Here is a 13,632-nt window from a genome sequence, read left to right on the forward strand (position 1 = left end):
GAGGGGCGTGGTGGCGATCGAGCAGGCGGATCCGACCGGGCTACTGGTCGATTACATCGCGGCGGCCCGCTACGAGCACCTGCCGGCGCACGTGGTCGATGCGGTCAAGAAGTCGTTCCTCGACACGATCGGCGCCGGCATTGCCGGCCGTTCGACGGAGATCGGCCGCATCGTCATCGGCATGGCGCGCGACAACGGCGGCAAGCCGGAAGCCGCACTCTGGACGGAAGGTACCAGGGTCCCGGCCGCCGAGGCGGCCTTCGCCAATGCCGTGATGGCGCGCTGCCGTGAGCTCGACGACGTGCATGAAGGATCGCCGCGGGTCGGCATGGGCCATGGCGGGCACGTCAATGTCATGCTGGTGCCGTCGGCCCTGGCGACGGTCGAAAGCCTCCCTGGGGCGACGACCGGCAAGGACCTGATCGTGGCGCTGGCCGTGGGCGGCGATCTCATCCCGCGGCTGCGCATGGCGGCCGGGAATGCCGGGCGGCTGGGTTGGGAAGGGCCGACCGTCGGGCCGTTCGGCGTCGCGGCGACGGTCGCCAGGCTGCGCGGCTTCGACCGCGCCACCACGGCAAGCGCCCTGGGGACGGCCTATGCCCACTGCGCCGGCAACATCCAGTCGACCAGCGACGGCACCTGGGACGTCTGGCTGAACGCCGGCATCGCCGCACGCAGCGGCATGGTGGCGGCCGAGCTCGCGCGCCGCGGACACAAAGGTGCGCGGGCACCGCTGCTGGGAAGCTCGGGACTCTACCCCTTGTACTTCCGCGGCGAGTATCACGCCGACGCGCTGCTCTCGGACCTGGGCAAGGAATTCGAGAGCGGCAACGTCAGCATCAAGCCTTACTCGTCGTGCAAGGCGACGCATCACGCGATCTATACCCTGCAGACGCTGATGGCGCACCACGGCATCGACGAGGCGGCCATCGACAGGATCGACGTGCGCACCAGCGACTACAACATGCGACTCGCGGTCCTGAACGAGCATGGCGAGCCCAAGCACGCGCCGCGCAACCTCAACGAGGCGCAGTTCAGCATCCCGTTCACCATGGCGGCGGTGGCCGTGCGGGGATCCGTCTTCCCCGACGTGTTCAATGACGCGATCCTCGGCGACGACCGGGTGACGGGTCTGGCGAAGAAGATCCAGGTCCAACCCAGTGCCGAGAAGAACGAGCTGGCGTCGCGCGAAGGATATGCGTCGGCCGACGTCGAGGTGCATCTCGCCAACGGCCGGACGGTCATCGGCTGCGAGCCGAACGTCAAGGGCCATCCCGCCAACCCGCTATCGTTCGACGAAGTGGCCGGGAAATTCGCCAAGTGCGTCGCTCTCGCGGAGAACGCGATGCCGAGCCGCACTGCCGGGCGATTGGTCGACGCCGTCCGGCGGCTGGAAGATTGCGACGACGTGAGAGAGATCGCTCGGTTGCTGTGACGCAAACGCGCCGTTCGTCATCGGCTCCGGGCCGGGCTACGATGGCCCGGCAAATTCGAGCTAGCCCACGGGCGAGGAGACGCCAGCCATGCGCACCAGCTTTTCCGTCAATGACATGACCATCCACCGGATCGTCGAGCAGGAGGCCGGCTTCACGCCGATGCTCGACTTCCTGCCGACATTGTCGAAAGAGACCCTCAGCGAGAATCTCGCCTGGCTGGCGCCTGGCGGCTACGACAGCGCGAGCGGGAATGTCGTGCTGTGCTTCCAGTCGTATGTCGTCAAGACGCCGCACCACAACATCCTGGTCGACAGCTGCATCGGCAACGACAAGAACTTCCCGCTGCGGCCGACCTGGAACAAGAAGACCGATCCCAACTGGATGACGGCGCTGAAGGCAGCCGGCCTGGGGGTCGAGGACATCGATTTCGTGATGTGCACGCACCTGCACGGCGATCACGTCGGCTGGAACACGCGGCTGGAGAATGGCCGCTGGGTCCCGACCTTCCCGAAGGCGCGCTACCTGTTCTCGAAGAAGGAATACACCTACTGGAGCGAGATCCATCAGAAGACACCGCTCGACCAGATCACCGACAGCGTGCTGCCGATCATCGAGGCCAACCGGGCCGAGCTGGTCAGCAGTGATCATGCGCTCAACGACCATATCCGATTGAACCCAACGCCGGGCCACACGCCCGACCATTTCGCGGTCTGCGCCGGCAAGGGCTCCGACGCCGCGGTGTTCACCGGCGATCTGATCCATTCGCCGATCCAGGCCCGCTATCCCGAGCTGGTCATGCGCGTCGACACCGACCGCGACCAGGCCGTCCGCACGCGGCGAGGTTTCCTCGAGCGTTACTGCGACGCCGACACGTTGTGCTGCACGATGCACTTCCCGTCGCCCTCGGTCGGCCACATCAAGCGCTGGGGCGACGGCTTCCGCCTGGAGTACGTGAAGGGCTAGAGCGGAATTGCTTCAGGTGGAATCCTCACCCTGAGAGTTTGTGAATGTTCGAACTGCGCCGGCCAGCGCAGTCGACCGATGAGATGAAAGGTCCCTCGCGGCGCTCGGGATGACGGCATTGCCGTCATTGCGGCACTTGTGTCATCCCGAGCGCCGCGAGGGACCTTTCATTTCTTCACACTCTAACGCCCCGGATGCCAGCCCGCCGCGGACGCGAAGCGGCCGAAAAACTGGTCGTCGTAGGCGTGCTCGGGGTCGTCACGCACCATCCGGTCCATCAGGTGGGCGTCCGATCCGACCAGGATGCGCCACCGCTCCGACTTGACCCCGTCCAGGATGATCTTGGCCGCCTCGGCGGCGCTGGTCGGTGCATCGTTCAGGAAACGCCGGGCGCGCTCGGCGAGCATGGCCTTGATCTCCTCGTCCGACAGCGCCGACGCGTCCTTGCCCATCGAGGTGAGCCGCGCGCGCGCCTGGGCGATCTGTCGGGCATCGAGCTCGTCCGACTCGTTGCTGGTCTGGACCTTGAGCGAGTTGGTGCGAAAGCCGGTGCCGATATGCCCGGGCATGACGACCGAGGCCTTGATGTGTGGCGCGTTCAGCCGCAGGTCGGTGATCAGGGCCTCGGTGAACCCCTTCACCGCGAACTTTGCCGCCGAATAGGCGGTATGCGGCGCGCCGGGGCCGATCGAGGCCCAGAAGCCGTTCATGCTGCTGGTGTTGACGACATGCGCCTCGTCGGCCGCCTGCAGCAGGGGCAGGAAAGCGCGCGTGGCGAGGTAGACGCCGCCCCAGCAGATGTTGAAGGTGCGCTCCCATTCGTCGCGACCGTTGGCGATCATGCTGCCGCCGCCGCCGATCCCGGCATTGTTGAACAGCAGATGGATGCGGTCGGTCGCGTGCTGCCGGGCAGCTTCGTCGCGAAAGCGCATCACGTCGGCTTCGCTGGATACGTCGGCGAGATGGGCGGTGACGCGCAGGCCTTGCGGCAGTCCCGACGCCTCGCACTGTCGGCGCGTCTCCGCCATGCCTTTCATCGAGACGTCGCACATGGCGACATGACAGCCCTCGGCCACCAGCAGGCGCACCAGCTCGCGTCCCATTCCCGAGCCGCCGCCGGTGACGACGGCAATCCTTCCGGAAAATTCTTTCATCGGGTTCCTCCCTGCATGTCGCAGTGCCGGTTGTTCTTACCAAACCAACGGTGCCCGCTGCATTCACCCTTGAGCCGCCGAGCCGTGATACGATCCAACAGGCTGTTTGCCGAGGCCATGCCGTTCATTGCCCCTGACACGGTCGCCGGCGCGCCCGTCGCGACCCGGGGTGGGCAACAGGAGGTGCCGATGCAGTCCATCGTCGAAGACCGCCGCTTGCCGGCCGACATCGAGGCCCAGCCGGTGGTCCAGGCGGCGGCCGCGCTCAAGCCGACCTTGCGACGCTACCAGGACGAGATCGAGCGCGAGCAGCGGCTGTCGCCCGAGCTGGTCGAGCAGATGCACGCGGCGGGCTTCTACCGCCTGCTGCTGCCGCGCTCGCTGGGTGGCCTGCAGGCCGATCCGTTGACCTACATCCGCGTCATCGAGCACCTGGCCGAAGGCGCGGGCTCGGTCGGCTGGAACGTCGCCAACAACGGCGTCGGCCAGCTTGTCACGCTCGCCCTTCCCGACGACGGCGTGCAGGAGATCTATCCCAAGGGCCATCGCACCGTGGTTGCCGGCACCGCGGTGCAGGGCGGCGGCCAGGCGGTCCCGGTCGAGGGCGGCTATCGCGTCAACGGGCGCTGGACCTTCGGCACCGGCTGTCAGGAAGCTGCCTGGATGCTCGGCAGCTTCCAGATTCTCGACGACGGCCAGCCGCGCCGCCGCGACGATGGCGGCCTGTTCTGGCGCGGCCTGTTTCCGCGCGCCGAGGTCGAGGTCATTCCCGGCAGCTGGGAGGTAAGCGGGCTGCGCGGCACCGGCAGCTTCGACTGGGCGGTGAAGGATCTCTTCCTGCCGGAGCGGCGCACGACCATCCATGCCGGCGTGCCGCTCGACAACCAGTGGGGGCACTGGCCGGGCATCGCCTACGCCCTGCCGGCCCAGGCCTGGGTCGGGCCGCACCAATGCGCGGTGATCACCGGGCTGGCGCGCGCCGGCATCGACGCGCTGGTCGAGCTTGCCGCCGACAAGACGCCGCGCGGCCGCACCGGCAGGCTGTGCGACAATCCGCAGGTCCAGGACGCGGTCGGGCGCGCCGATGCGATCCTCAATTCCGGACGCGTCTATCGCAACGCGATGATCGCGGAGCTGTGGAATGCGCTCGCCGCCGGCCGCGAGACCACGCTGGAGCAGCGTGCCCGCTGCCGGCTCGCCGCGGTGCATGCCGGCGACTGCGCGCGCCAGGCGATGGACCTGATGTTCCGGCACGGCGGAAGCACCTCGTTCAAGACCGAGAGCCGCCTGGCCGAGGTGTGGCGCGACCTGCAGGTGGTCGGCCAGGCGGCGACGCTGGCTCCGGAGTGGTATCCGATCGGCGGCCGCGCCTTCCTCGGGCTCGACCCCGGCCCGCGGCTGCGCTAGCCGCGGCGGCGAGCGAGGCTGGTCACGTATGTCCTTGTAGGGGACAGGCACGATGCCGAGGCCGAGCCGGCTTTTCAGCTCGATCAGCCGCCTTTGACAGCGCGCCGTCCGCCCTGTACATAGCCGCCACCCAGGACCCTTGGCGCTGCCTCCCCGGCGGTGATCGACGGGGTCCACCTTGAACGACACTGCGCAATTTCACGACGGCCGCACCAGCGGCCGGGGCGCGTGCGTCATCATTCCCACCTCTGACTGAAGACCCATGAACCTCCAGGACCTCAAGAAGAAGAAACCGCCCGAGCTGCTCGCCTTTGCCGAGGAGCAGGGCGTCGAAGGCGCGGCGATGATGCGCCGCCAGGAGCTGATGTTCGCCATCCTGCAGAAGCTCGCCGCCGCCGACCAGGCGATCTTCGGCGTCGGCACCATCGAGGTGCTGCCCGACGGCTTCGGCTACCTGCGCTCGATGGAAGCCAACTACCTGCCGGGCGCCGACGACATCTATGTCAGCCCGACCCAGGTGCGCAAATTCGGCCTGCGCACCGGCGACACGGTGGAAGGCGAGATCCGCGCGCCCAAGGACGGCGAGCGCTACTTCGCCATGGTGCAGATCAACAAGATCAATTTCGACGATCCCGACGCGCTGCGCCATCGCATCAACTTCGACTCGCTGACCCCGCTCTATCCCGACGAGAAGCTGAAGCTCGAGATGGAGAACGGCGCGGCGGTCATGGCGCCGACGATCTCCGAGGAGCAGAGCAGCCCGCGCGCCACCTCGTCGGGCCGCGTCAGCACCCGGCGCACCGGCACGCTGACCAAGAAGGCAACCACCAGCACGCCGCAGCAGCAGCTCGACATCTCGACCCGCGTGATCGACCTGATCGCGCCGATCGGCAAGGGCCAGCGTGCCCTGATCGTCTCGCCGCCGCGCACCGGCAAGACGGTGCTGCTGCAGAACATCGCTCACGCCATCACCGCCAACAACCCCGAGGTCTACCTCATGGTGCTGCTCGTCGACGAGCGGCCGGAGGAAGTGACCGACATGCAGCGCACGGTGAAGGGCGAGGTCGTGAGCTCGACCTTCGACGAGCCGGCCGGCCGCCACGTCGCCGTCGCCGAGATGGTGATCGAGAAGGCCAAGCGCCTGGTCGAGCACAAGAAGGACGTGGTGATCCTGCTCGATTCGATCACCCGCCTGGGCCGCGCCTACAACACCGTCGTGCCGAGCTCGGGCAAGGTGCTGACCGGCGGCGTCGACGCCAATGCCTTGCAGCGGCCCAAGCGCTTCTTCGGCGCCGCCCGCAACATCGAGGAAGGCGGCTCGCTCACCATCATCGCCACGGCGCTGATCGACACCGGCAGCCGCATGGACGAGGTGATCTTCGAGGAATTCAAGGGCACCGGTAACTCGGAAATCATCCTCGACCGCAAGGTCTCCGACAAGCGCACCTTCCCGGCGATCGACATCACCAAGTCGGGCACCCGCAAGGAGGAGCTGCTGGTCGATCGCGCGACGCTCTCCAAGATGTGGGTGCTGCGCCGCATCCTGATGCCGATGGGCGCCGTCGATGCCATCGAGTTCCTGCTCGACAAGCTCCGGACAGCGAAGACCAACCAGGACTTCTTCAGCTCGATGAACCAGTAGCGCCCGGGCGATCGGCGGGACGGCATGAAGGCGGTGCAAACGCACATCGACGAGCTGCGCACCAGCGACCTGCTCGCCGTGGTGCATCCCAATTGCGGGGCGCGCCGCCGGCCATCGTGAAAGGCTGGATCCTGCGTGCTGACCTGCTGCGGCGTCGGCCATGTCATGCGTGCCCCGTTCGGCGTGGTCGCCACCAGCACGGCGGACCAGCGCCAGGCCCGGCTTGACGAGGCAGGCGCCTCGCTGCGGAAGCCATGCGGCGAGCGAAGGCGACGGATTAGCGGGCTGCTATCGCAGCCTGCGTATCGATCGATCATCGATTGACCAAATGAAAGGTCCCTCGCTCATGCTCGGGATGACAGCGAGGGTGCTGCGCCAAAAGGTGATGTCATCCCGAGCGTGAGCGAGGGACCTTTCATTTAATCGATGGATTGAACCGCTCGGCGTCGACCGACGATTCACAATCTCTGCTCTGGGAATGGCGCGCCCCCGCCATGAGTTTTCTCCATAGCGACGCCTGCATTGTCAGCGCGCCCATGCTTGACGCTTTCCGGAGAACGAACCTAGTATTTCAGGATATCGAAACAGCTATTCAGGTATTCTGAACGATGTATTCGACCCTGGTCCGCGGCATCGAGGCGCTGGAGATTCTGGCGCATGCAGGCGAGCCGCTGGCGCTCGCCGAGATCGCGCGGCGCCTCAAGACGTCGAAGCCGAGCACGCACGGCCTGCTGTCCGCCCTGGTGCGCTGTGGCTACGCCAATCGCATGGCGGGTGGCGTCTATTCGATCGGCCTGAAGGCGTGGGAGATCGGCCGGCTCGTCCCGACCGATCGGCTCGTCGAGGTCGCCGCTCCGGTGATGGGCAGGCTCGCCGCGGCCGTGAATGACGGCGTGATCCTGGGCGTGCTGTCCGGCTTCGATGTCGCCTATGTCCATCTGGTGGGCAGCCCGCAGGCGGTGCGCGTTCACGCCGAGGTCGGCCAGCGCATCCCGGCCCATTGCACCTCGACGGGACTGGCGCTGCTGGCGGCGCAGGGAACGGACTATCTCGATCGCGTGCTGCCCAAGCGGCTGCCATCGACCGCACCGGAGACGATCACCGATCCCGAGCGACTTCGTCGCGAGATCGCCCAGGTGCGCGCCCGCGGCTATTCGATCAATCGCGGCGGCTGGAGCGCGGAAGTCGGCGGCATCGCCGTGGCCATCCCGTGCAATCCGGCCTATGGGCCCGCCGGGCTCTGCATCGCCGTCCCGCGCTATCGCATGTCGTCGCAGTGGATCAAGGGCAGCGTCGCAGCGCTCTCCGCCGCGAGCGCCGAGATCGCCGCTGCGCTGCCCCAGTCAACGAGACTGGCTGCGTAGAGGGGGCCGCATCATGGAGACGGCATCCCCGTCGTGGCGCATCGGTGTCGATGTCGGCGGCACCTTCACCGACCTCGTCCTGGTCGGGGCGGGCCGCGGCGTCAGGGTCTTCAAGGTCCCGTCCATCCCCGCGGACCCCAGCCAGGGCGTGCTGAACGCCTTGCAACGCGCCGCGGAGAGCGAAGGCCTTCCGGTCGCCCGGCTGCTGGCCGCCTGCTCGCTCTTCGTGCACGGCTCCACCGTCGCCACCAACACCGTGCTCGAAGGCAAGGGCGCGCGCGTCGGCATGCTGACGACGGCGGGTTTTCGCGATTCGCTGGAAATCCGCCGCGGCGCGCGCGACGACCCGTGGGATCATCGCACGCCCTATCCGGGCGTCCTGGTGCCGCGCCATCTGCGGCTTCCGGTGCGCGGCCGGATCGATCGCAGTGGCAAGGAAACCGAGGCACTCTCCGTCGAGGATATCGGTGCCGCCCTGAGGGCTTTTGGCGACAAGGGCGTTGAGGCGATCGCGATCTGCCTGTTCAACAGCTTCTCGAACGCCAGCCATGAAAGCGCGGCGGCCGCGGCGGTGAAGGACTTTCCCGGCGGCTTCGTGTCGGTATCGAGCGCGATCGCGCCGATCATCGGCGAGTACGAGCGTTCCTCGACGGCAGTGTTGAATGCCTACGTCGCGCCGAGAACGCTGTCCTACCTGCGCTCCCTCAATGCCAGGCTGGGCGAGTTGGGGCTGCGCTCGCCGATGCTGCTGATCCAGAGCAACGGGGGCGTCGTGTCGGTCGCGGAGCTGGGCGATCGGCCGGTGACGCTGCTGCTGTCCGGTCCGGCGGCGGGGCGCGGCGCGCTGCAGTATTTCGGCGAGGCGATCGGCTCCACCGATCTGGTCTCCATGGAGATCGGCGGCACGAGCTGCGACGTCATCCTGATGAGCCGGGGCGAGGTCGGCTTCACCGACCTGCTCGACATCGGCGGATACAAGTGCGCGAGCCCGGCGATCGAGGTCCACACGATCGGCGCCGGCGGCGGCACCATCGCCCGCGTCGATGCGGCCGGCCTGCTCCAGGTCGGGCCCAAGGGAGCTGGCGCCCATCCCGGACCGGCCTGCTACGGGCTGGGCGGGCGCGATCCCACCATTACCGATGCCCATGTCGTGCTGGGCCGACTGAAGTCCGGACCCTATGCCAATGGCGCCGTGACCATCGATGGCGACCTGGCGGCTGAGGCGATCGAAGCAGCCGTCGCCCGTCCGCTGGGCCTGCCGCTGGAGCGCGCGGCGGCCGGCATGATCCAGCTCATGGAGCAGAAGCTGCTCCATGCCGTCCAGCGCGTGAGCTCGGAGCGCGGCCACGATCCGCGTCGGCTGACGCTCGTCGCCGCCGGCGGCGCGGGCCCCTTGCACGCCGTTGCCGTTGCCCGCCCGCTCGGCTCGCCGCGCGCCTACGTGCCGCGCCTTTCCGGCGCGTTCTGCGCGCTGGGCATGCTGCACGCCGATGTCCGCCACGACTATGTCCGCGTGTTCTTCGACAAGCTCGACAGCGCGGAGACGGAAAAAGCCGAGGCCGTCTTTCGCCAGCTCGAGCGGCAGGCGAGAGCAACGTTGGCCCGCGAAGGATTCGCCGACAAGGAGATGCGCATCCAGCGCGCGCTCGACCTGCGCTACATCGCCCAGCAATGGGACATCACGATTCTGGCCGACGCCGCTTTCGATCGCGCCGCCATTCGTCGCGATTTCGAGCGCGAGCACGAGCGGCTGTTCGGGCACATGCAGCCCGGCGGCTCGATCGAGATCACCAAGCTCAGGATCCAGGCCTTCGGGCATATCCCGCGCCTGGAGATGGTCGAGGCCGAACGCGCCACGGCCGATCCGCGGCCGATCGAGCGGCGGCGTGTCTGGATCGATGCCGTGATGGGTTGGGCCGAGACGCCGGTCTACGACGGCGCGACCCTGCATGCCGGCAACGTCATCGTCGGGCCGGCGGTGATCAACGAAGCGACGACCACGCTGCTGGCCGGCCGCAACGACCGGGTCGCGGTTGATGCCAGCGGCAACTACAGCATCGAGATCGCGAGATAGACGATGGCCGAGGCCGATCCCATCACGCTCGCCCTGGTGCAGAACCGGCTGGATCAGATCGCCAAGCAGATGGGCTGGGTGATGATCCGGACGTCGCGCAGCCCGATCTTCAACCAGTCGCACGATTTCTCGTGCTTCATCACCGATGCCGAGGGAATGCTGGTTTCCCAGGCTGACGGCATTCCCATCCATACCGGCGGCGGCGGCTTCGCGGTGCGCGCCCTGCTCGAAACATTCGCCGGCAGGATCTTGGAGGACGACGTCTTCCTGCTGAACGACCCCTACGTCGCGGGCGGCAACCATCTGCCGGACTGGGTGGTGGCGCGGCCGGTCTTTGCCGAAGGAAGGTTGATCGCCTTTGCCTGCAATCGCGCACACCAGTCCGACATCGGCGGCGGCGCCGCCGGCACCTACAATCCCCAGGCCACCGAGATATTCCACGAGGGCATCCGCCTGCCGCCGCTGAAGCTGGTCGAGCAGGGCTCGACGCGCGACGACCTCTGGCAGCTCCTGATGATCAACTCGCGCTGCCCGGAGCTGCTCGACGGCGACCTTCGGGCCATGCTCGGCGCGACGCGCGTCGGCGTCGAGGAGTTGCGCAAGGTCGTCGACGATTTCGGCCTGGTCGCGACGGTCGCGCTGTTCGGCGAGATCCTCGATTACGCCGACCGGCGGCTGCGCGCGGCGATCCTCGAGCTGCCGGACGGCGTCTACCGGGCGGAGGAACGCTACGACAATGATTGTTTCTCGGCGATGAGGGTGGATCTGCGGCTGACGCTCACCAAGAGCGCCGATCGGATCACGGTCGATTTCACCGGCACCGCCCCGCAGATCCGCGGCTTCAAGAACTCCTCGCTCGCCAATACCTATTCCGCCGTCTATGCCGGCATTGCGTCATTCTTCGACAGCGACCTGCCGCGCAACGAGGGAACCTTCCGGTCGGTCTCGATCGTCGCTCCGCGCGGCACCGTCGTGAACGCCGTGGCGCCAGCGCCGCTCACGATGTGCACGGTGTTTCCCGCGCATGAGATCATGCACATGATCTGGTGGGCGCTGGGCCAGGCCGATCCGAAGCGGTCGATCGCGGGTTGGGGCAAGAACGTCTTTCCCGTCACCTCCGGCCGCGACGCCGAGAACGTCACCTGGGTGATGTACAATTGGGGCGGTAATTCCGGTGCCGGCGCCGTTGCCGGCCGCGACGGCTTCAACCAGATGGGGCCGATGATCACCCTGGGCGGCCTCGTCATTCCCAACATGGAAACCTACGAGCAGCTTTATCCCATCACGGTGCACCGCCATGAGCTGCGACCCGATGGCGGCGGCCCGGGACACCATCGCGGCGGCACGGGGGTCGAGTTCGAGGTCGATATCAAAGGCGCCGCCGAATATTCCTTCCGCGGCGAGGGCACGACGCGGCCGACCGGGCTGGGCGTCGAAGCAGGACGCGCCGGGGCGATCGGCGAGGTGCGCGTCGCCGGCGCGGATCGCGCGTCCTGGAGTCCCGATCCTTACTGCCTGAAGGAGCTCGGACCGGTGCGCCTGACCATTCGCTCGCCCGGCGGCGGCGGATTCGGCAACCCGTTCGACCGTCCGGTGGAGCTGGTGGTGCGCGATGTGCAGGACGGGCTGGTCAGCCGCGCTGCGGCCGAGAGCGACTATGGGGTTGTGCTCGAGGGTGATGACTACGGGGTGGATAACGCCGCGACCGAGCGGCTGAGGAGGGAGAAATGCTCAGGATCCTGAAGACTCTTTGGTCGAGCTTGCTGTGCGTTGGACTTGTCGGTTGGGCGGCGATCGCCGCCGCCCAGACCGATGCGTTGCCGGTGACCGACAAGATCCCCGCGTCGCCGGCCAAGATCCGGGTGATGGTCTACAACGGCGCCTATACGTCGCTGCCCGCGCAGATCGCCAAGAACCTGGGCTTCTACGAGAAATACAAGCTCGATGCCGAGCTCATCGTGGTCAATTCCGGACCGGCCGGCGTTGCCGCGCTGCTGGGCGGCAGCCTCGACTTCGTCGAGCCGCCGACCGACCAGATCATCACCAATCAGATCAAGGGAACCGACCTCAAGGTCGTGGTCGGCAACGAGGTCAAGAATTTCTTCAATCTCGTCGTCTCCAACAAGGTCAAGCTTCCGCCCGCCGGCAGCAGCTACCAGGACGTGATCCGCGATCTCAAGGGCCAGCGCATCGGCGTCAATGCGCTGGGTGCCACCACCCACCTGATGATGAACGCCTTGTTGAAGGGCGCCGGCCTCAAGCCCGACGACGTGACCTATGTCGCCGTCGGCTCGACCAACACCGCATTGGCCGCCTGGCAAGCCGGTCGCGTCGACGCCGTCATGGGCTTCACGCCCTTCCCGGAGATCATCGCGGCGCTCGGCAGCGGCCGCTCGGCGGTCGATCTCAGCAGCGGCCAGGGACCCGAGGTTCTGCAGAAGCTGGGCGGCGCCTTCGAGGGCTTCTCCGCCAAGGCGTCCTATATCCGCGAACGCCCCGACGTGGTGAACGCCTTCATCAAGGCGCATGTCGACGCGATCACCTGGATCAAGGATCCGGCGAACCGGCCCAAGCTGGTCGTGGAAGTCGGCAAGTACGTCAACACGTCGGTCATCCCGGAGGACAAGCGCAGCGAGACCATCGGCCTGATGATCGACAACTACAATCGCTTCTTCGGCTACACGGTGGACCGCGGCGCCATCGCCGCCTGGAACGAGTACCTGCTGGAGAACAAGCTGATCCCGCATGCGGTGAAGGCGGAAGACGTCATCTACGCCGGGGCGCCCAAGCCTTGAGCTTCGCCGCCGCCGGCAGCGCTGGCATCGTGATCGAGGACGTCGTCCATTCCTATCGCGGACGGGACAGGAACCTGACGGTGCTCGATGGCATCTCGCTCTCGATCAGGCGCGGCGAGTTCGTGGCGCTGGTGGGCCCGAGCGGGTGCGGGAAGACGACGCTGCTCGACATCCTGAGCGGCCTCGTCGAGCTGCAGCGCGGCCGCGTGACGGTCGGCCGGATGCCGCCGGCGGTCGGGCGCTCCGACACGGCGCGGATGTTCGCCCGCGATGCGCTGCTGCCGTGGCGGACCGCCTACGCCAATGTCGACTTCGCCATGGCGACCCGCAACCCGGACCGCGACAGGCGTCGCACGGTGATCCACGAGCTGCTCGACGACGTCGGATTGAACGGCTTCGAGAACGCCTATCCCCGGCAGCTGTCGCAGGGCATGCGGCAGCGGGTCGCCCTGGCGCGGACGTTCTCGCTGGAAAGCGACTTCGTCTTCCTCGACGAGCCGTTCGGCGCGCTCGATGCGCAGACCAAGCTCGTGCTGCAGGACAAGCTGCTGCGGCTGTGGGAGAAGATGCAGAGCACGGTCGTCCTGGTGAGCCACGATCTCGCCGAAGCCGTGGCGCTGGCCGATCGAGTCGTCGTCATGTCGGCTCGTCCCGGCCGCATCGCCGCCGACATCGCGATCGATCTTCCGCGACCGCGTTCGGTCAGCGCTTTGCAAAGCATGAGCGACTATCACGAGCTCTATTCCCGGCTGTGGCGGGAACTCGAACGGGCGACCGGCCCGGCCCTGGGAGCCTGA

The 13,632-nt window shown here is 67.3% G+C and carries 9 protein-coding genes and 2 pseudogenes; 10 read left to right on the forward strand and 1 reads right to left on the reverse strand.

Features of this window, described 5'->3' with window-relative positions:
- The first annotated feature begins 10 nt into the window (after positions 1 to 10).
- Together ACILR9_RS29045 and ACILR9_RS29050 are read left to right on the forward strand one after the other, a co-directional pair.
- The gene (locus ACILR9_RS29045) at positions 11 to 1,435 is read left to right on the forward strand and encodes an MmgE/PrpD family protein (protein ID WP_395713468.1); all 1,425 of its coding nucleotides are present in this window, start codon (positions 11 to 13) and stop codon (positions 1,433 to 1,435) included.
- Positions 1,436 to 1,523: 88 nt separating this feature from the next.
- The gene (locus ACILR9_RS29050) at positions 1,524 to 2,399 is read left to right on the forward strand and encodes an MBL fold metallo-hydrolase (protein ID WP_395713469.1); all 876 of its coding nucleotides are present in this window, start codon (positions 1,524 to 1,526) and stop codon (positions 2,397 to 2,399) included.
- A 182-nt stretch (positions 2,400 to 2,581) separates the two neighbouring features.
- On the opposite strand, the gene ACILR9_RS29055 is transcribed toward ACILR9_RS29050, so the two are convergent.
- On the reverse strand, positions 2,582 to 3,553 hold the full coding sequence (locus ACILR9_RS29055; protein WP_395713470.1) for an SDR family NAD(P)-dependent oxidoreductase: 972 nt from the start codon (positions 3,551 to 3,553) through the stop codon (positions 2,582 to 2,584).
- Positions 3,554 to 3,742: 189 nt separating this feature from the next.
- Between ACILR9_RS29055 and ACILR9_RS29060 the strand changes: the two genes are divergently transcribed.
- The 8 genes and pseudogenes from ACILR9_RS29060 (at position 3,743) to ACILR9_RS29095 (ending at position 13,632) form a co-directional block, all read left to right on the forward strand.
- Complete coding sequence (locus ACILR9_RS29060; protein WP_395713471.1) at positions 3,743 to 4,960, forward strand: acyl-CoA dehydrogenase family protein; 1,218 nt, start codon at positions 3,743 to 3,745, stop codon at positions 4,958 to 4,960.
- 262 nt (positions 4,961 to 5,222) lie between these two features.
- Positions 5,223 to 5,699: pseudogene (locus ACILR9_RS29065) on the forward strand (Rho termination factor N-terminal domain-containing protein); the annotation flags it as partial.
- A 105-nt stretch (positions 5,700 to 5,804) separates the two neighbouring features.
- Positions 5,805 to 6,602 (forward strand): annotated as a pseudogene (rho, locus tag ACILR9_RS29070) (transcription termination factor Rho); the annotation flags it as partial.
- A gap of 608 nt (positions 6,603 to 7,210) precedes the next feature.
- The gene (locus tag ACILR9_RS29075; RefSeq protein WP_395713472.1) at positions 7,211 to 7,966 is read left to right on the forward strand and encodes an IclR family transcriptional regulator; all 756 of its coding nucleotides are present in this window, start codon (positions 7,211 to 7,213) and stop codon (positions 7,964 to 7,966) included.
- Positions 7,967 to 7,979: 13 nt separating this feature from the next.
- A complete protein-coding gene (locus ACILR9_RS29080) occupies positions 7,980 to 10,040 on the forward strand; it encodes a hydantoinase/oxoprolinase family protein (RefSeq protein ID WP_395713473.1) in 2,061 nt (686 codons plus the stop codon).
- Positions 10,041 to 10,043: 3 nt separating this feature from the next.
- A complete protein-coding gene (locus tag ACILR9_RS29085) occupies positions 10,044 to 11,783 on the forward strand; it encodes a hydantoinase B/oxoprolinase family protein (RefSeq protein ID WP_395713474.1) in 1,740 nt (579 codons plus the stop codon).
- Positions 11,768 to 12,835 (forward strand): ABC transporter substrate-binding protein, encoded by a 1,068-nt coding sequence (locus tag ACILR9_RS29090; protein WP_395713475.1) that lies wholly within the window; start codon positions 11,768 to 11,770, stop codon positions 12,833 to 12,835. Before ACILR9_RS29085 ends, ACILR9_RS29090 begins: the two co-directional genes overlap by 16 nt.
- Positions 12,832 to 13,632 carry an ABC transporter ATP-binding protein gene (locus tag ACILR9_RS29095; protein ID WP_395713476.1) on the forward strand — a complete coding sequence of 267 codons (801 nt, stop codon included), beginning with the start codon at positions 12,832 to 12,834 and terminating at the stop codon, positions 13,630 to 13,632. Before ACILR9_RS29090 ends, ACILR9_RS29095 begins: the two co-directional genes overlap by 4 nt.

Source organism: Reyranella sp. (genome assembly GCF_044224635.1).
Classification (GTDB): Bacteria; Pseudomonadota; Alphaproteobacteria; order Reyranellales; family Reyranellaceae; genus Reyranella.